A 19,201-nucleotide genomic window follows, 5' to 3' on the forward strand; every position below is an offset into this window, starting at 1 on the left:
TCCATAGCATGACAGACAACGATTTCACCCAACGGCCTGCCGATGCTCTGCCAGCGGGTTACCGTTTTGAAGAGTTCGAGATTCAGGATGTCCTTGACGCCAGCAATGACAACATCGTTTACCGGGCCCAGGATCATCAGTTAGGCAGGCAGGTTGCCATCCGCGAATTTCTGCCTCGTACGCTGACTATTCGCAGCGACAGCCAGCGCCTTATGCCGCGCAGCAAGCAGGATCAGCCCGCCTTCCGCGCTGGGCTGGATGGCTTTATTCACGAAGCACGCCAGCTTGCATGCCTGAACCATCCGAACGTGGTGCAAATACTGCGTTTCTGGACATATAACGAAACCGCCTACGCCGCGACGCCCGTTTACAGCGGCATGAGCCTGGCAGATCTTTTACAGCACCACCCTGAACGTATCAACGAAGCCTGGCTCCGCCGGATGCTACCGATGCTCTGTGGCGCGCTGGCGGCACTGCATGAGAAAGGCTTTATTCACTGCCGGCTGTCGCTGAATGCAATCCAGATCCAGGACAACGGTCTGCCGCTGCTGCTCGAATTTGGCGCACTGCGCCAGGCGAGTGAAAACGGTGAGGTGAATAAGATGCTGCTCCACCCGGGCTTTACGCCGCTGGAACAGTATTCGGACGATGTGGATAATCCGCCTGGCCCATGGACCGATATCTATTCGCTCGGCGCCATCCTCTATACGCTCATCACCGGTAATCGCCCGCCGACCAGCGTAGCGCGCAGCATTCAGGATAACTGCGAGCCCCTGACGCAAAACCCGCCTGAAGGCTACTCTCCGACGTTGTTGGCGGCCATCGACCGCTCCCTGGCGCTACGGCCGGAAGACAGACCGCAAAGTATCGAAGAGTTTATCACGCTTGCCGGGATCGCTCTGAACGACACAGGGCTGTCTCAGCCCGTGCACCAGCCGGGATCGATGCTGATCCCCATCGAACAGAGTGAGCCTGAAGAGTCAGCAGTTGATCCCTGGTGGAAAGCGCATCGCACCGCGCTGCAAACCGCTGCGGGCGTAGTGGTTGGCCTGGTGGCTGGCGCTCTTATTTTTGGTCGAAGCAGCTCTTCACCCGTGTCGCAGAGCCCATCCACGCCCGGCGAAACGGTGACATCTTCGGCAAAAACGGCCCCAGCGGCCTCTGCGCCCTCCCGCATCTATCTTCGCGTGAAGGACGGTGACGAGTTTATGGTCAACGGAAAAGTGCAGAAAATGCCAAACCCGGTCAACGGCTACGTCACCCTGCAGTTGACGCCAGGCCAGTATGAGATAACCGTTCGTAACGGCGAGCAGTCACGCAGCGTCACCTTAACCGTCGATAAACCGGGGACGTGGCTGCTCGATCCGCAGCCTTAAGATGACGTCTATCACGCAGGCCCGGTCAGGCGTAATCGCCTCCGGGCACTGCATGACATCAAGGGAAAATCGTTTCCTTTGGTAGCGCCCGGCGGTCAAAACGACGCAGCGCTAAATACAACCCTGCCGTACCAAACCAGCCGATAATCCATGACACGTCATTCCCTGCAAACAGCCAGGTCAGCGATCCGTGAAAGAGTGGGTTTTCGATAAACGGCAACTGAATCAGCACGCCGATGACGTACACGCCAATGCCCACCCCATTCCAGTAGCCGTAGCGGCCTTTCGGGTCGAACAGCGCAGGAATATCCACCGCCTTGCGGGAAATCAGATAATAGTCAGACAGGCTAATGGCGCTCCACGGCACGAAAAAGGCCAGCAGGAACAGCAGGAAGTGGGTGAAGTGTTTGAGGAATGCCGGTTCGCTCAGAAGCGCAATCACGCAGGAGATCGCCACCATCAGAACCACGAAAATCACACGGTACGTCTGGCTCAGCGTCACCTGCTGGCGAAAGCCTGACACAATAGTCGTGAGCGACATAAAGCTGCCGTAGGCATTAAGCGTGGTGAAGGTGATTTTGCCAAAGCAGATGGCGAAATAGATAACCATCGCCATAACTTCATTTTTGCCAAGCCCGACGATATAGCTCACCTCATGCCCCGGAAACGCACTTCCGGCAATCGCTGCGGCGATCACCCCAAGCGTCATAGAAGCCTGAGTACCCAGCACCGTGCCGCTGAACACGGCGAAGAACGTTTTCCTGCCGGAGACGTTGCGCGGCAGATAGCGGGAGTAATCGGACACGTAAGGGCAGAAAGCGATTTGCCACGATGACGACAGCGACACCGCCAGCAGGAAGTTTGCCAGCGTGAAGTGGCTGTTCTGCGCCAGTGCGGTGAAGTCTGCCGCCATCAGCAGCGAGACAAACAGCCAGGCAAACGCCAGCACGCCGACGATGCTCGCCACTTTGCCAAGCTTATGGATGACTTTGTAGCCGAGCACGGCGATAACGATAATGATCGCGCTGAAGACGATCATCCCGGCTTCGTTGCTGACCGACAGCAGTCTCGCCATTGCCTGCCCCGCCAGCACCGTGCCGCTGGCAGAAAAGCCCACGTACATCACGCACACCAGCGCCAGAGGGATCACTGCGCCAAACACGCCAAACTGCGCACGGCTGATGATCATCTGCGGCAGGCCGAGGCGCGGGCCCTGCAACGCGTGCAGCGACATCACCGCCGCGCCCAGAATTTGCCCGACCAGCAGGCCGATAAGCGACCACACCACGTCGCCACCGAGCACCACCGCCAGCGCGCCAGTGACGATAGCCGTTATCTGTAAATTCCCGCCAAACCAGAGCGTGAACTGGCTGAAGACGTGGCCGTGCCGTTCGCTGTCCGGAATGTAGTCAATGGAGCGCGTCTCGCTGATACGCCCTTTACTGCTGCCTGCCCGTTCGTCCGTCGATGAAAATGAAGACATGGATGCCTCACCAGAATGTCGGTTGATGATGTTTGAGGGTGGCCACGGCCTTGCTGATTTCCGGGGCCAGCCAGCGGTCGTCTTCCCATGACGCGACGGCTTCACGCAGCAGCGTCAGGCTGTTACGCGTCGCCGGGGCCAGCTTCTCTTTGCCGTGAAAATCCAGAGCCTGCGCTGCCAGCAGGTATTCAATGCCGATGATGTGGTAGAGATTTGCCAGCAGCCGTTGCAGCTTCAGCGCGCTGCCGGTGCCGAGGCTCAAATGGTCCTCCTGCAACCCGGAGGTGACGAAATTGTCGAGCACCGCAGGCTGTGCCAGCTGCTTGTTTTCGCCACATAAGGAGGCTGCCACGTATTGGGCGATCATCATTCCCGAATTGACGCCAGGCTTTGCCACCAGAAACGCAGGCAGGCCGCTCACCAGCGGGTTCACCAGCCGATCCAGACGGCGCTCGGCCATGCTGCCAATCTCCGCCATTGCAATCGCCAGCAGATCGCAGGCCATCGCCACCGATTCACCATGTGGGTTTGCCTGAGACACCACGCGCCAGTTTTCCGGCGTGCCAAGCACCAGCGGGTTATCGGTGCAGGCGTTCAGCTCCGTTTCAACCTGGATCCGCGCATGGTCGAACTGATCGCGACAGGCACCGTGCACCTGCGGCATGGATCGCAGGCTCAGCGCATCCTGGGTGCGCACGCCGACGCTTTCCGCCAGCAGCGGGCTGTCGGCAAGCAGGTTCCGCAGCCTTGCGCCGCTGTACTGAATGCCCGGGCTTGCCTTGAGCGCTAAAATTTCTTCATCGAAAGCGACAAGCTGCCCACGCAGGGCCTCAAAGCTCATCGCGCCAGTGACATCGGCCCAGCCGAGCAGATGCTGCGCATCGTCCAGCGCCAGGCAGGCCATGCCGGTCATGCACGGCGTGCCGTTGACCAGGCTCAGGCCCTCTTTCGCGCCAGGATTAATCGGCTTCAGCCCGGCATCGGCCAGCGCCTTAAATGCAGGGACTTTTTCGCCACGCCAGACAACGTCGCCCACGCCCATCAGCGCGAGGCCAATGTGCGCCATATGCGAGAGATAGCCGACCGAACCCTGCGAAGGCACCATCGGCGTGATCTGCTGATTGAGGAACGCCAGCAGTTGATCGACTGTCGAGAGCGAAATCCCGGATTTTCCGTGGCTGTAGTTCGCTATCGCCGCGCACATAATGGCGCGGGTTTGCGCCTCATCGAGCAGTTCGCCGACACCGCAGGCATGGCTCAGCAGCGTATTGCGGGAGAGTTGCCCAAGCTGTTCTTCCGCCAGGCTGATGTTGCACAGCGCGCCGAGCCCGGTATTGACGCCGTATGCCACGTGGCCTGAAGAAACAATCAAATCGACGATTTTGCGGCCCTGCGCAATACGTTCGCGGGCGCTTTCGCTGAGGGTTAACGTCGCCTTGCCGCGCGCCACGCTCACAACATCCTGCCAGCGTAGCGGCTGGTCGCCCCACTCTACCGTTGCGTTCACAGCGACTGCTCCTTCTGGTAGTGGCTGGAGATAAACTGACGGAAACGCGGCGAGCCCTGTTCACCGAACAGATTGTCCGGCGAGCCTTCGCAGTCGATATTGCCCTGATGCATAAACACCACGCGGTTAGAAACGTGACGAGCAAAGCCCAGCTCGTGCGTGACCACCAGCATCGTGCGGCCCTCTTCTGCCAGGCTGCGCATCACCTTCAGCACTTCACCCACAAGCTCAGGATCCAGCGCGGAGGTCGGTTCATCAAACAGCATCACTTCCGGATCCATTGCCAGCGCACGAGCGATCGCCACGCGCTGCTGCTGGCCGCCGGAAAGCTGCGCCGGGTAATAATCTTTGCGGTTCAGCAGGCCAACGCGGTCGAGCAGCTGTTCCGCCTGCTCGATGCAATCTCGCTTGTTGCGTTTGAGGACGTAGTGCGGGCCTTCAATCACGTTCTGCAGCACCGTCATGTGCGACCAGAGGTTGAAGCTCTGGAAGACCATGCCGAGGCGCGAGCGCAGGTGTTCAATCTGCTTCGGGTTTGCCGCCAGGCGGTGCCCGCGTGCGTGCTGCTTCATTTCAATCGTTTCGCCGCCCACGCTCACCACGCCTGCATCGGGCGTTTCGAGCAGATTAATGCAGCGCAGCAGCGTGCTTTTCCCCGAGCCGCTGGCCCCGAGAATCGAAATCACATCGCCCTTGCGGGCCTCGATCGAGATGCCTTTCAGCACCTCCAGTTGGCCAAAGGACTTCTGAATACCGCTGACCGACAGGGTGACGGGTCGCAACTCTTGCATGTTATTCTCCTTTGGTCGCAGGCTTCAGCGCGAGAGTGCGCGGGCTCTGGCGGGTGTGCGGCGTGAGACGACGCTCCAGCCACGCATAGAGCTGAACGATAATAAAATTGAGGATCAGGTAGATGGCCGCAGCGCAGAGGAACACCTCCATGGTGCGGTAGGTGCGCTGAATGATCTGCTGCGCCACGCCGGTCACGTCCCAGACGGTGACGAGGCTCGCCAGCGCCGTCGATTTCACCAGCAGAATCGCTTCGGTAGAGTACGCCGGGAGCGCATAGCGCAGCATCACCGGGGCGATAATGCGTCGCAGCAGCAGCCAACGCGACATGCCGCAGGCGCGCCCGGCCTCAATTTGCCCGGAGGGGATCGCCAGCAGGCCGCCGCGCAGAATTTCTGCCGTGTACGCCGCAGTGCAAAGCGAAAGCGCCAGCACCGCACAGATAAAAGGTTCGCGCAGCAGCGGCCACATAAAGCTGTGGCGGATCACGCCGAACTGCCCGAGGCCGTAATAGACCAGGAACAGCTGAATCATCAGCGGCGAGCCGCGAAATACCAGAATGTAGCCGCGTGCAAAACCGCTCAGCGCTCGCCATGAGCTCATGCGCATCGCCAGAATACCCAGCGCCAGCAGGCCGCCGAGCAGGAAGGCGCAGATAAACAGCCCGAGCGTGACCGGTAGCGCGGCGCTCAGTTTCAGAAACGTGTCGCTAAGAAAAGCTAAATCGATAGCCATATGCGCTCCTTAAGCCTGGGCTAGGGTACGGCGCTGCCAGGCGCGGTTCAGACGGGTTTCCGCTTTGGTAAACGCCCGGTTCGACAGCAGCGTCAGCAGCAGATAGCAGCCACCGCCAATCAGGTAGAACAGGAAGTAGTCGCGGGTCGAACCGGCGGCAATCTGGCTCGCGCGCATCAGCTCGACGATGCCAGTCACCGACACCAGCGCAGAGTCCTTCAGGCTCATCTGCCAGACGTTCGACAATCCCGGCAAGGCGTAGCGAAAAATCTGCGGCAGCATCACGCGCTGGAGAATGCGCCAGCGCGGCATGCCGATAGCCAGTGCCGCCTCCACTTCACCGGGAGATAACGCGAGGCGGGCCGCACGGTACACTTCTGCCTGGTAAGAAGCCGAAATCAGGCCAATCGCCAGCGCACCAATCAGAAACGGCGGCACTTCGATAAAGCCGTCGGCGCCAAACATCTGGCCAATCAGCGACACCAGCCCGGAGCCTCCGAAGTAAAACAGGTAGATGATCAGCAGCTCAGGGATGCCACGAAACACCACGGAGTAAGCCGCGCCCAGCCAGCGGGCCGGAGCGTGCGAAGAGAGCTTCGCGGAGGCAATAAAGCCACCGACCACCGCGCCCACCAGCAGCGCGGCAGCGGAGAGCAACAGCGTGGTCAGCGTGGCGCTGAGAATGAGTATTCCCCAGCCGTCGTCGCCAAGACTTAACAGATTCAGCATCAGAAACCTCGCTTATGGCGTGACGTCGGCTTTAAACCATTTTTCACTCAGCTTTTTCACCGTGCCGTCGGCGAGCGCGGCCTGGATTGCGGCGTCCAGTTTGGCCTTCAGATCAGCATCTGCCGGACGTACGCCCATGGCCTCGCCTTCGCCCCAGATGGGGCCTGCCAGTTGCGGACCGCTGAAGGTGAGATTGCTGTTTTCCGGGCGGGCGAGAGTGGAGTTGGCGAAGGTGATGTCGTCAAACACCGCGTCAATGCGTTCGGACTGCAAATCCAGAATCGCATCGGCGGAGCTGTTATATTCGCGGATGTCCGCCACGTCCTTGAAGTACTTGTCGATAAATGGCGTGTAGACCGTACCCGAGGCAATGCCGATGGTTTTGCCCTTCAGCGCGGCCTTCAGCGGGGCGATAGCGGCCTGAATTTCTTTTTCGTCATCGTGCAGCTTGATGGCCGGCGCAGGCGGCAGCAGGTTGCCCTTCACGGTGATAAACGACGCAGGCGTGGCGGCGTAAGGCACGGTGAAACTGACCACTTTTTTGCGCTCTGGCGTGATGACAATCGCATCCATGATCACGTCATATTTGCCCGCGTTCAGCCCGGCAATCATTCCGTCCCAGTTCTGCACCACCAGCTTGCACTGAATGCCCATGCGCTTGCAGAGATCGACCATCAGCTCTGGCTCAAAGCCGCTCAGCTTACCGCCCGGCAGCGTCAGGTTCCACGGCTCGTATCCGCCTTCGGTGGCGATAGTTATCGAACTCCACTCCTTCGCCTGCACGCCCGCGGCGCTCAGCAAGAGCCCTGAAAACAGAGTGGTCAGACAGATCCCGCGAAATGTGGTGCGCTGCTTCATGATGATTCTCCTGATTTCATTAGCGTGTTTCATGCTGTGCGGCATGGCGTGCAACAAATGACAGAACATGTATATACAACCATTGACTTTCCATCACACTCGTCGAATGATGGATTTGTGAGCCATGTTGTAAATAATTTGTAATCAAAATGAATCTCAAATGTGGCATTAAAACAGCTTAATGCGCAGGAAACCAGGGAGTTAGCCTCATGATTGTCCCCTTCACTTTTGACTCACTGCCGGTGACTCGCTGGAAAAATGGCGGCGGCGAAACCCGCGAAATCATTAAGGTTCCCTCGCCCGATGCGCCGTTTTTGTGGCGTGCGAGCCTGGCAACCCTGAGCGCAGACGGCCCCTTTTCGCTGTTCGAGAGAGTGGATCGGGTTATTACGTTACTGGAAGGCGGCCCACTGTGGCTGCGCGGCGGTGAGATCAACCATCGGCTTGAGCGCTGGCAGCCATGGGCATTTGCCGGGGAATGGCCATTACGGTCTGAGGGCATTGCAGGAGAAGGTCTGGATTTCAATATCATGACCCAGCGCAACCGGGCATCGGCGCAGGTAGAGGTCATCCGTGAGTCGCACTGCCCCACTTCAGAAGGTGTGGCGTTTGTGCTTCAGGGCAGATGGGCGCTCGGCGGCCAACAGTGTGATGCACGAAGCGGAATGGCGTGGCAGAGCGCATCACCGGGCGAATTTTTGCCGCTAACCGATGACGCATTGCTGCTCCTCACCGAAATCACCCTGTTTTAACCTGCTGTTTATATTGCGGTTGATTATTTTGAATGTGATCAACCCGGCAATCTGAATGAGCTTGTATAGACAAGACTATACATCGCCGCTTTTATTGTTACATCTTCATAACAAACAACCGAATCAGGAAGCACTGCCATGACCCTACCTCAGACGACTGCTCTTTCCCGTACGGTACGCGCCCCGCACGGCGACAAGCTGCACTGCGCCAACTGGCTGATTGAAGCCGCTTACCGCATGATCCAGAACAACCTCGACCCGGACGTGGCTGAACGTCCGGAAGATCTGGTGGTGTACGGCGGGATTGGTAAAGCCGCCCGCAACTGGGAATGCTTCGAACAGATCCTGCGTTCGCTGGAAGCGCTGCACCCGGAAGAGACGTTGGTTGTCCAGTCCGGAAAGCCGGTGGCGGTGTTCCGGACCCACGCCGACGCCCCACGCGTGCTGCTGGCAAACTCCAACATTGTTCCGCACTGGGCCAACTGGGACCATTTCCACGAACTCGATAAGGCCGGGCTGATGATGTACGGCCAGATGACCGCGGGTTCGTGGATTTACATCGGCGCGCAGGGCATCGTGCAGGGCACCTATGAAACCTTCGCTGAAGCAGGTCGTCAGCACTATAACGGCGATTTGAGCGGCAAGTGGATCCTCACCGCGGGCCTGGGCGGCATGGGTGGGGCGCAGCCGCTGGCGGGCGTCCTGGCAGGTGCTTCGGTGCTGGCAATCGAGTGTCAGGAGTCGCGCATCGACTTCCGCATCCGCACCCGCTACGTCGACTACAAAGCGACGAATCTCGACCAGGCGCTGGCACTGATTGCTGATGCGACAGCGAAGAAAAAAGCCATTTCAGTAGGCCTGCTCGGCAACGCCGCAGAAATTTTTCCGGAGCTGGTGAAGCGTGCTCAGGCGGGCGGTATGCGTCCGGATATCGTCACCGATCAGACTTCCGCCCATGACCCAATCAACGGCTACTTGCCCGCTGGCTGGAGCGTCACCCGCTGGCTGGACGAGCGTGAAACGCAGCCGAAAGCCGTCGAAAAAGCCGCCCGCGCGTCGATGGCGGTACACGTTCAGGCAATGCTCGACTTCCATCACATGGGCGTGCCGACCGTCGATTACGGCAACAACATCCGTCAGGTGGCGCTTGAGGAAGGCGTGAAAAACGCCTTTGATTTCCCAGGCTTTGTACCTGCCTACATTCGCCCGCTGTTCTGCGAGGGCAAAGGCCCGTTCCGCTGGGTTGCGCTCTCGGGGGACGAAGAGGATATCCATAAAACCGATGCCAAACTGAAAGAGCTGTTCCCTGACAACGCCCACCTGCACCGCTGGCTGGACATGGCGCAGGAGCGCATCGCCTTCCAGGGCTTACCGGCGCGTATTTGCTGGCTGGGCCTCGGCGAGCGTCATCTGGCGGGGCTGGCCTTTAACGAAATGGTGCGCAATGGCGAGCTGAAAGCGCCAATTGTAATTGGACGTGACCACCTCGACTGCGGTTCCGTCGCCTCGCCTAACCGTGAAACCGAATCGATGCGCGATGGCTCGGATGCGGTTTCCGACTGGCCGCTGTTAAACGCCCTGCTCAACACCGCTGGCGGCGCGACCTGGGTCAGCCTGCACCACGGCGGAGGCGTCGGGATGGGCTTCTCGCAGCATGCCGGGGTCGTCATCGTCTGCGACGGCACGCCGGAAGCCGACAAACGCCTGGCCCGCGTGCTGTGGAACGACCCGGCGACGGGCGTGATGCGCCACGCCGATGCAGGGTACGAGCAGGCCATTGAGTGTGCGAAAAAGCATGAGCTTAACCTGCCGATGATGCGTTAAGGGGAATGTTGCCGGGTGGCGCTGTCGCTTACCCGGCCTACAAACGGCAAACCCCGTAGGCCCGGTAAGGCGCAGCCGCCACCGGGCACTCACCACCCGGCAAATCACGCATGGATCCAGAACGCCGCCTCGGCAAACTGGGCGCCCTTCCACCAGTCGGGATTGCCCCGCCCGTAGCGAAAATTCACCGCTCCCGCCTGGCTTTGCAGCGCCAGCGTCACCGCCCCGGAGGCATTCCGCTGCGCCGTTTCCGCATCGGTTTCCGGCACTACCATCACAATGTGACCCGAGCGCCCCTCCTCACGCCGCCGCGCGACGATAATCCCCACGCCGCCCAGATTGGCATGCTGCTGAAGCTCGTCGAGCGACGCTGCCCGCTGCCAGCCGAAGGATTCACCATAATCCCGCAGCCAGCGGAACAGATCGTTGGCACGCACTTCGTCCACCGTATTGCCGAGCAGCGGGGCAACGTTCTGGCCTTTGCTGAGGCTGAGCAGCGCATTCGCCGTCCACCACACGCGCGGCAGGTAAACGCCCGCCCGAGCGCAGTAATCATGCGCGTAGATATTGCAGAAGGTGAGCCCGTCCCGTGGCGCATAGCGATGATACGCCGGGTTATCAACGGCCAGCCAGGCGATGATTTTGCCAAGAGATTCCCGCAGCTCCGCGGGCGTATCTCCGCTGCGTGAAGGCATATTGGCCTCATTCAGTGAACGCGCAGTGGCTATTCCGGTGCGCCTGGTGAGCGTGTCGAGGAGCTTCAGATGCGCTTCGGGTAATTTCCCCGCCTGCCGGGCTGCCTGCGGCGCGTCTCCTGCATCAGGCTTCAGGAACTTCGCCGCCGCATAGCCGTGAAACAGGTTGCCGCCGAGCATCACCTCAATTTCAATAAAGCCGTTGGTGACCTGACCGCTGACCGCCCGCACTGCCTGACCGTCGGGCATCGTGGCAATCACGTTCGCTTCAGGCGGCGTGCTGAGCACTGGCGCGCTGCGCAGCCGCAAAGGCAGGCTGTCGACGTCCACGCGCAGCTTCGGCCCGGTTGCCGTTACCGCCGCCGAAAGCAGCATCGTCACCGGACCTGGCGGCGCCGCGCCGCCTACGCTGCGGGCCATCGCCAGGTAATCCCGGATGGCCTCGCCGTAATATTTCCCGCCGGACTGATAGCCCTGCTTCAGACCCAGCTCCGGCCTGAATCCACCGGTGTTGTAGCAGATAGCCACCTGGCAAAATTGCAGGTCGCTGAGGGAGGTTTGCTTATTCAACCGCTGCGAAACCAGCGCTTTTTTCAGTTCGCCGAGGGCGCGATTCAGCGTGTTTTCGAAAATTTCATACTCGCGATTGAGGAAGTAGTTCGGGTCCACAGCGAAAAACTGCAGGTCATACTGAAACATGCCAAAGCCGTGGCAAAACTTATTCGGCTTATCAAACGCGAAGGCGTAGCCCGGCACGTATTTCGCCATGCCAAGCAGGGCGTTACGCGCAATCTCAAACATGGCATCACCCTTCTGCACCTTCAGCAGCGAAGTTTTGGTCTGCGGAAACGCCTTACGCCCTTTGTCGGCGTCCAGCGTATCGCCGCAGCACAACGCAACGATTTTATCGGCCGCAAGCCCCTTGTGGCGCATAGCGCTCCACAGCTCGCCCGTCTCCTGGCAGGCGACGGCGGTCAGCATATCCACATCGAAAACCGACCCGACGGTGGCCGCCTGGATTCGCGACCCGAAGTTGTCTTTAAACCAGCGAATATCGTCTTTGCTCGCCATGTACACCCCCGCCGTTTGCATTCCGAAAAGCATAGCGAGGAGCGGCCATCGGCACTTCGTAAGAAAGGGTGAAACTGGCCCGGGGTTGAACGACAGGCAAAAAAAATCCACGCCGCAGCGTGGATCTTTTACCGGGATGGCGTGTTATTTAAACAGCCGTACCTTCACCGATTTGCCTTTGATTTTGCCCTGCTGAAGCTGCTTCCACGCATGGCGGGCGACGCTCTGTTTCACCGCCACAAAAGCATGAATCGGATGAATGTCGATTTTACCGATGTCGGCTCCGTCGAGGCCCATGTCACCGGTCAACGCGCCCAGAATATCGCCCGGACGCATTTTCGCTTTTTTACCGCCGTCGATGCACAGCGTGGCCATGACGGCTTCCAGCGGAGCAACGGTAATGCCCGTTGGCGGCTGCTGCCACTCCACCTTCATGTTCAGCATCTCTTCGAGCACGGCGGCACGCTGGCCCTCTTCCGGCGAGCAGAAGCTGATAGCGAGCCCGCTCTGCCCGGCACGTGCGGTACGCCCGATGCGGTGAACGTGCACCTCCGGGTCCCACGCCAGTTCGAAGTTGATCACCATCTCCAGCGCCTTGATATCGAGCCCACGTGCGGCCACGTCCGTTGCCACCAGCACGCGGCTGCTGCCGTTGGCGAACTGGACCAGGGTCTGGTCGCGGTCTCGCTGCTCCATGTCGCCGTGCAGCGCCAGTACGCTCTGTTTGCTTTCGGACAGCGCATCGCAAACGGCCTGACAATCCTTTTTGGTGTTACAGAACACCACGCAGGACGCGGGCTGATGCTTGCTCAGCAGCTGCTGCAGCAGACGAATTTTGCCATTGCGGGACACTTCATAAAACTGCTGTTCCACCGCCGGAAGTTCGTCGACGGTGTCGATTTCTACGGTCACCGGGTCGCGCTGGAAACGGGTGCTGATGGCGGCAATCGCCTTCGGCCACGTAGCAGAGAACAGCAAAGTCTGGCGCTTAGCTGGCGCGTGGCTCAGCACTTCGTCGATGGCGTCGGAGAAACCCATGTCCAGCATACGGTCGGCTTCATCCAGCACCAGGGTTTGCAAGGCTTCGAGGCTGACGGTCTCTTTTTTCAGGTGATCGAGCAGGCGGCCAGGCGTGGCAACGATGATATGCGGGGCGTGGATCAGCGAGTCGCGCTGCACGCTAAACGGCAGGCCGCCGCAGAGAGTCAGCACCTTAATATTCGGCATGTAGCGTGCCAGACGGCGCAGCTCTTTTGCGACCTGATCGGCCAGCTCACGGGTCGGGCAGAGGATCAGCGACTGGGTAATAAACTGGCTGGCGTCAATGTGTTGCAGCAGGCCGAGGCCGAACGCGGCGGTTTTGCCGCTGCCGGTTTTCGCCTGCGCGCGGACGTCTTTCCCCGCAAGAATGGCCGGTAACGCCGCCGCCTGCACCGGGGTCATGGTGAGATAGCCCAGTTCGGTGAGGTTGTTCAGTTGTTCATCAGGCAGCGCGTTAAGTTCAGCAAAAGAGGTCACGGTCAGTATTCCGGTAAATGCATCGGTATCAGCCAGCGGCTGACGTTCAGGGCGTAATCATACCATTGCCCGGCGAGATGGCGGGATTTTTCACGTCACCGCCGCCTGGTTCACAGTTCAGCAGGCATTTATTTGATGTGAAAATGCTCTTTGCATCAAAATTATTGCAGCATGGGACTGACAATTTGCCCCTTCTCACAGAATGGTCTTTCGCGCCGGGCAGGATGCAATTTATTCGTCGCAGGACGCAAAATCTCTTCGCTGTTCGTCGCCGTTTGCCTCTTTATACTCCCTCTTAGTTACCGCTTCACTCAACCTAAGGACAGCCACTATGACACAGCATCAATTTCAGGCCGAGCCGTTCGCTCTGCCGTTTGACCCTGCCAGCACGGCGCTGGTGATGATTGATATGCAGCGTGATTTCGTCGAGCCAGGCGGCTTTGGCGAGGCGCTCGGCAACGATGTTTCGTTCGTTCGCACCGCCATTGCGCCATGCAAGCTGGTGCTGGAAAAGGCCCGCGAAAAAGGCCTGCTGATTATCCACACCCGCGAAGGCCATCGTCCCGATCTGAGCGACTGCCCGGCAGCGAAATTGACCCGTGGTGGCCAGACGTTTATCGGCGAGAAAGGCCCAATGGGGCGTATCCTGGTGCGCGGTGAACAGGGTCACGACATCATTCCTGAGCTCTACCCGATTGCCGGTGAGCCGGTTATCGACAAGCCGGGCAAGGGTGCGTTCTATCAGACCGACCTGCACCTGATCCTGCAAAACCACAACATCAAAACGCTGATCGTCTGCGGCGTGACCACCGAAGTGTGTGTCAATACCACCGTGCGTGAAGCCAACGACCGCGGCTACGAATGCATCATCCCGCAGGACTGCGTCGGCTCCTACTTCCCGGAATTCCAGAAATACGCGCTGGAGATGATCAAAGCCCAGGGCGCAATCTTCGGCTGGGTCAGCAACGCCGACGCCATCATCGCCGGGCTGAAGTAAGCGCTATGTCTCCCCTTTCGCTCCGCTCACTCTCCGTCGGCTACCTTGCGGTAAAACGGCTGGCGGCAAGCGAGAACGGGAGACTGCGCATTCACAGCACCTTTCGCAACACCTTGAATCTGCAGCTCGATGATGGCGCGCTGCTGCCGCTAATTTCCGCGCGCGGCAGCCTCAATCATCCGGATGCCGTGCGGGTGGCGGTGGCGGAAAGCTGGGACTGGCGTGGTGGCGCAGAGATTCACTTTGCCCACGGCACCCTGCTTTCCCCCGACTGGCAGCTACCGCTGGCGGGCACGCCAATCTGGTCGCCGGAAACGTTACAGGAAACAGAGCAAGAATCGCTGAAAACCTGCCTGCCGTTTCTGGAAAACCAGCTGCGAGCCTGGTGTCAGCAGCAGAATGTCGACAGCGTGCTGCGCCTGCTGCCGGACGATCGGTTTGGTATCCCGGTCACCATCGGCCTGACAGACGATGAAGAAACGCTGGAGAAAATGGTCGCGCGCACCCTCGGTTTTGGCAGAGGGCTGACGCCGGACGGCGACGACTATTTGCTCGGCTATCTTGCCGCGCTCTGGCTGGCGACGCAGTCGCTCGTCAGCGAACATCGCCGGAGGTTCATCGCCGCCTTAGCCCCCGGGCTGAACAGCACCAACGACATAAGCCGCCATTATCTGAACCGCGCGGTATTGGGGCACTTTTCCGAGGCGATTTGCCGGTTACGTACCGGACTCACCTTCCCTTTTGACCCGAAGACGATCGGCGAGCGCGCAACAGCGGTGATGGCTTTCGGTGCCTCATCTGGCGCGGACTGCATGGCCGGTTTTCTCCACGGCCTGCGCAACATCACCGCTTAACACCGATTTTTATTCCTTCGGGCTACGGCCCGACCTCAACAGGTACGACACATGAGCGTAGTACATCGCGTTTTTAGCAATCTCTATCAGGACTCGGTTTCCCTGATGCAGATTTCCGCCAGCATCAACAAACTGCCGGGCATCGAACAGGCTTCGGTGGTGATGGGCAGTAAGACCAACCTCGCGCAGCTTGCTGACGCAGGGCTGAGCGGCGATTTTACCGCCGGGCCAAACGATCTGATTATCGCCGTGAAGGGCGAGGCAGAAGCCTGTGAGCAGGCAATGGCGCTGGCCAAAGAGAAGCTCAACAGCAAGCCTGCCGACAGCAGCGAATCCGGCGTGGCAAAGGTGCCTCTGACGAGCCTCGCCATGGCGAAGGACAACGTGGCGGAAGCCAACCTTGCGCTGATTTCCGTCCCAGGTGACTACGCGGCGGCGGAAGCGCTCAAAGCTCTGCAACTGGGCATGAACGTGATGCTGTTCAGCGACAACGTCAGCCTCGAGCAGGAAAAAGCAGTGAAAACCCTCGCCCGCGAAAAAGACCTGATCGTGATGGGCCCGGACTGCGGTACCGCCATCGTCAACGGCATTCCTCTGGGCTTTGCTAACGTCGTACGCCGAGGGGCGATTGGCGTGGTGGGCGCTTCCGGCACTGGATTACAGGAAGTGACCTGCCGCGTCGATCAGCTCGGCGCGGGAATTTCTCAGGCACTGGGTACCGGCGGCCACGATCTGCACGAGGAGATCGGCGGCATCAGCATGCTGCAAGGTTTGCAGATGCTGGCAAGCGATGAAGAAACGCAGGTCATTGTGCTGATCTCCAAGCCACCTGCGCAGTCCGTTGCCGAGCGCATCCTGGAACAGGCGCAACAATCCGCTAAGCCGGTAGTAGTGAACTTCCTTGGCGCGACACAGGAAAGCGTCGCCCGCACCGGCGTTATGGCCGCCCGCACTCTGGCGGAGGCGGCAGAAATGGCCGTAGATTTGCTGAATAAAATACCGGTTGCCCATGCCGCACAGTCGCTCTGCGCCGATGAACGACAGATGCTGGAGCAGGAATGCCGGAAGCTCACCGGCAGCCGTCAGGCGCTGCGCGGCGTATTTGCGGGCGGCACCTTCTGCTACGAAGGTCAGCTGATTTGCCAGCAGCACGGCATCAACGCCAGCAGCAATACGCCGGTCAAAGGCAACCTGCCACTCGAAGATTTATGGCACAGCCACGGCCATACGCTGATAGACATGGGCGATGACGACTTCACCCGCGGACGTCCGCACCCGATGATAGACCCGACCCTGCGCAATCAGCGCATCATCCATGAAATCAAAGACCCCGCCACGGCGGTGGTGCTGTTCGACCTCGTGCTCGGCTACGGCGCAGCGGCAGAGCCTGCCAGTGACCTGCTGGCAGCCCTGGCGGAAACCTCACGCGACAGCGGCCCGGTATTAGTCGCTCACGTCTGCGGCACCGACGCCGACCCGCAGCATCGTACGCAGCAGATTAAGGTCCTGCGCGACCACGGTGTGCTGGTCGCAAGCTGCAACGCCCAGGCCACTCAGTGGGCCGCCACCGTGGTGGAAATTCAGGCACAGATCCAAGGAAAACAAGCATGAACCCGTTATTTTCTCAGCCACTGAGCGTCATTAACGCCGGGCTGGCAAGCTTTGCCGATAACATCCAGCACGCGGGCGGTCAGGCCGTGGCGCTGAGCTGGCAACCGCCGGGCGTGGGCGACCGTCAGTCCGGTCTGGATTTAGCCGCGCTGCTGGCCCATCCGCGCGTAGAGGCCGCCAACCAGGTGGCGATGGAGCGTTATCTCAGCGCGCAGCCTGCCCTGGTTGACGTGATGAGCGCCTTTGAGGCCATTCCGGCCATGCGCGAGCGCAAGCTTATTCTCCACTCCGGCCCGCCGATTGCCTGGGAAAACATGTGCGGCCCGGTGAAGGGGGCGATTATTGGCGCGGTGCTGTTCGAGGGCTGGGCAGCAGATCATCAGGCGGCGGAACGCCTCGTGCTGAGCGGAGCCATCGACCTTTCACCTTGCCATCACTACGACGCCGTCGGCCCGATGGCCGGGATCATCAGCCCGTCGATGCCGCTGTGGGTGATTGAAAACAAAACCAACGGCAGGCGCTCGTGCAGCAACTTCAACGAAGGCCTCGGCAAGGTGCTGCGCTTTGGCGCAAATAATGAAGAAGTGTTGAAGCGCCTGGCGTGGATGAGGGATGAACTCGGCCCGGCCATGAAAGCAGCAGTGCGTGAAATGGGCGAACTGGAGCTGAAGCCGTTGATGGCGCAGGCGCTGCACATGGGCGATGAGGTTCACAACCGCAACGCCGCCGCCACCGGCCTGCTGCTCAAGCGTCTGTTCCCTGCCCTGCTGGCGTGCAACCTGCCGCAGGATCAGGTGCAGCGCGTAGTGACCTTTATCACCAGCAACGACCACTTCTTCCTCAACCTGTCGATGGCCGCCTGTAAGGCGATGATGGATGCCGCGACCGGCGTACCATTCAGCTCGATGGTCACCGTGATGGCGCGTAACGGCGTCAACTTCGGCATTCGCCTGTCCGGCACCGGCGACCGTTGGTTCCAGGCCCCGGCGAACCCGGTGGAAGGCCTGTTCTTCCCGGGCTATGGCGTGGACGATGCCGCCGCCGACCTGGGCGACAGTGCAATCACCGAAACCGCGGGCGTCGGCGGCTTTGCCATGGCGTCCTCCCCGGCCATCGTGAAGTTTGTCGGCGGCACGCCTGCCGATGCCACCAACAACAGTCGCCGGATGCAGCTCATCACCCTCGGCACCAACCCTGCCTTTACGCTGCCCGCGCTGAACTTCGCGCCAACGGCGGCGGGGATTGACGCACGTAAAGTGGTAGACCGCAGCATCCTGCCGATCATCAACACCGGCATCGCCCATAAAGAAGCGGGCGTCGGACAGATTGGCGCCGGAATAACCACCGCGCCGATGGTCTGCTTTAACGAAGCGCTGCACGCGCTGGCACAGGAAGTGAACGCATGAACAAACCTCTCGCCGTCGTTGCCGTAGGCGGCAACGCCCTGATTCAGGACGACAAACACAACAGCATTCCCGACCAGTACGACGCGGTGACCGACAGCGTCCGCCACATCTGTGACATGATTGAAGCGGGCTGGGAAATGGTGCTAACCCACGGCAACGGGCCGCAGGTGGGCTTCATCCTGCGCCGCTCCGAGCTCTCCAGCCGTGAAGTGGCCCCTGTACCGCTGGACTACGCCGTCGGCGATACCCAGGGTGCCATTGGCTACATGTTCCAGAAGGCGCTGAGCAACGAGCTCAACCGGCGTGGCATTCATAAATCGGTGGTCTCCCTGGTGACGCAAACCCGCGTGGACGCTAACGATCCGGCGTTCCTTCATCCAACCAAACCGATTGGCGCATTCTTCGATCGCGCTACGGCCCTCGACCGACAGCGCGAGTTTGGCTGGACGCTGATGGAAGACGCCGGGCGCGGCTGGCGTCGCACCGTGCCCTCCCCGCAGCCTCTGGAAATCATCGAGCTGGAGGTCATCACCAGCTTGCTGAAGCAGGGTTGCATCGTGATTGCCTGCGGCGGCGGCGGTATTCCGGTTATTCGCGATGAATGCGGTGCCCTGCGTGGCACCGAAGCGGTGATCGACAAAGACCTCGCCTCCGCCCTGCTGGCGGAAAAGCTGAATGCCGACATGCTACTGATCCCGACCGGCGTGGAGCAGGTCGCCGTCAACTTCGGCACGCCCGAACAGCGCTGGCTCGACAAGCTCAGCATCAGCGAAGCCCAGCGGCTGATCGCCGAAGGCCAGTTTGGCGCGGGCAGTATGCAGCCGAAGGTGGAAGCGATTCTCGGCTTCGTGACCCAAAGCCATGCCAAAGGCAAAAAGGGCCAGGGTTTGATCACCAGCCCGCAGGCCATCAAAGCGGCGCTTGAGCATAAAACCGGCACCTGGATCGGTGAAGAATAATCACTTATCGGGCGGCAGAAGCCGTCCTGGAGACAAC

The 19,201-nt window shown here is 60.1% G+C and carries 16 protein-coding genes; 8 read left to right on the forward strand and 8 right to left on the reverse strand.

Annotation, left to right across the window (positions count from 1 at the left end; genetic code table 11):
- Window positions 1-8 precede the first annotated feature (8 nt).
- A complete protein-coding gene (locus CRO87_RS18450) occupies window positions 9-1,376 on the forward strand; it encodes a serine/threonine-protein kinase (protein ID WP_097164387.1) in 1,368 nt (455 codons plus the stop codon).
- 58 nt (window positions 1,377-1,434) lie between these two features.
- Here the strand turns inward: CRO87_RS18450 and CRO87_RS18455 are convergent, their stop codons facing one another.
- Genes CRO87_RS18455 through CRO87_RS18480 form a run of 6 tightly spaced genes read right to left on the reverse strand, consistent with a single transcriptional unit; the run spans window position 1,435 to window position 7,477 of the window.
- Window positions 1,435-2,808 (reverse strand): cytosine permease, encoded by a 1,374-nt coding sequence (locus tag CRO87_RS18455; RefSeq protein ID WP_176504340.1) that lies wholly within the window; start codon window positions 2,806-2,808, stop codon window positions 1,435-1,437.
- A 58-nt stretch (window positions 2,809-2,866) separates the two neighbouring features.
- Window positions 2,867-4,366, reverse strand: coding sequence for a histidine ammonia-lyase (hutH, locus tag CRO87_RS18460; RefSeq protein WP_097164389.1), 1,500 nt, complete (start codon window positions 4,364-4,366; stop codon window positions 2,867-2,869).
- Complete coding sequence (locus CRO87_RS18465) at window positions 4,363-5,157, reverse strand: ABC transporter ATP-binding protein (protein WP_097164390.1); 795 nt, start codon at window positions 5,155-5,157, stop codon at window positions 4,363-4,365. The genes hutH and CRO87_RS18465 overlap by 4 nt, the downstream gene beginning before the upstream one ends.
- Before the next feature lies 1 nt (window position 5,158).
- Entirely contained in the window at window positions 5,159-5,890 is a 732-nt protein-coding gene (locus CRO87_RS18470) for an ABC transporter permease (RefSeq protein ID WP_097164391.1), read from the reverse strand.
- A gap of 9 nt (window positions 5,891-5,899) precedes the next feature.
- A complete protein-coding gene (locus CRO87_RS18475; RefSeq protein ID WP_097164392.1) occupies window positions 5,900-6,619 on the reverse strand; it encodes an ABC transporter permease in 720 nt (239 codons plus the stop codon).
- 12 nt (window positions 6,620-6,631) lie between these two features.
- Window positions 6,632-7,477: a transporter substrate-binding domain-containing protein gene (locus CRO87_RS18480; RefSeq protein ID WP_097164393.1), complete on the reverse strand. Its 846-nt coding sequence runs from the start codon at window positions 7,475-7,477 to the stop codon at window positions 6,632-6,634.
- 209 nt (window positions 7,478-7,686) lie between these two features.
- Between CRO87_RS18480 and CRO87_RS18485 the strand changes: the two genes are divergently transcribed.
- Together CRO87_RS18485 and hutU are read left to right on the forward strand one after the other, a co-directional pair.
- A complete protein-coding gene (locus CRO87_RS18485; RefSeq protein ID WP_097164394.1) occupies window positions 7,687-8,229 on the forward strand; it encodes a HutD family protein in 543 nt (180 codons plus the stop codon).
- A 138-nt stretch (window positions 8,230-8,367) separates the two neighbouring features.
- Window positions 8,368-10,053: a urocanate hydratase gene (gene hutU / locus CRO87_RS18490; protein WP_097164395.1), complete on the forward strand. Its 1,686-nt coding sequence runs from the start codon at window positions 8,368-8,370 to the stop codon at window positions 10,051-10,053.
- Between the two features lie 104 nt (window positions 10,054-10,157).
- Here the strand turns inward: hutU and CRO87_RS18495 are convergent, their stop codons facing one another.
- Together CRO87_RS18495 and dbpA are read right to left on the reverse strand one after the other, a co-directional pair.
- The gene (locus CRO87_RS18495) at window positions 10,158-11,819 is read right to left on the reverse strand and encodes a hypothetical protein (RefSeq protein WP_097164396.1); all 1,662 of its coding nucleotides are present in this window, start codon (window positions 11,817-11,819) and stop codon (window positions 10,158-10,160) included.
- Window positions 11,820-11,963: 144 nt separating this feature from the next.
- On the reverse strand, window positions 11,964-13,337 hold the full coding sequence (dbpA, locus tag CRO87_RS18500; RefSeq protein WP_097164397.1) for an ATP-dependent RNA helicase DbpA: 1,374 nt from the start codon (window positions 13,335-13,337) through the stop codon (window positions 11,964-11,966).
- Between the two features lie 331 nt (window positions 13,338-13,668).
- On the opposite strand from dbpA, the gene CRO87_RS18505 reads away from it, so the two are divergent.
- From CRO87_RS18505 to arcC, 5 genes are read left to right on the forward strand one after another with little or no spacing between them, the layout of a single operon-like run.
- The gene (locus CRO87_RS18505) at window positions 13,669-14,334 is read left to right on the forward strand and encodes a cysteine hydrolase family protein (RefSeq protein ID WP_097164398.1); all 666 of its coding nucleotides are present in this window, start codon (window positions 13,669-13,671) and stop codon (window positions 14,332-14,334) included.
- A 5-nt stretch (window positions 14,335-14,339) separates the two neighbouring features.
- Window positions 14,340-15,188, forward strand: a complete 849-nt coding sequence (locus CRO87_RS22740) for a DUF2877 domain-containing protein (RefSeq protein ID WP_176504338.1) — start codon at window positions 14,340-14,342, stop codon at window positions 15,186-15,188.
- A 51-nt stretch (window positions 15,189-15,239) separates the two neighbouring features.
- A complete protein-coding gene (gene fdrA, locus CRO87_RS18515; RefSeq protein WP_097164399.1) occupies window positions 15,240-16,799 on the forward strand; it encodes an acyl-CoA synthetase FdrA in 1,560 nt (519 codons plus the stop codon).
- Entirely contained in the window at window positions 16,796-18,205 is a 1,410-nt protein-coding gene (locus CRO87_RS18520) for a DUF1116 domain-containing protein (protein WP_097164400.1), read from the forward strand. Before fdrA ends, CRO87_RS18520 begins: the two co-directional genes overlap by 4 nt.
- Window positions 18,202-19,164 carry a carbamate kinase gene (arcC, locus tag CRO87_RS18525; protein WP_097164401.1) on the forward strand — a complete coding sequence of 321 codons (963 nt, stop codon included), beginning with the start codon at window positions 18,202-18,204 and terminating at the stop codon, window positions 19,162-19,164. The genes CRO87_RS18520 and arcC overlap by 4 nt, the downstream gene beginning before the upstream one ends.
- The last annotated feature ends 37 nt before the right edge of the window (window positions 19,165-19,201 follow it).

The sequence above is a fragment of the Enterobacter sp. CC120223-11 genome (assembly GCF_900215375.1).
Taxonomy (GTDB): Bacteria; Pseudomonadota; Gammaproteobacteria; order Enterobacterales; family Enterobacteriaceae; genus Scandinavium.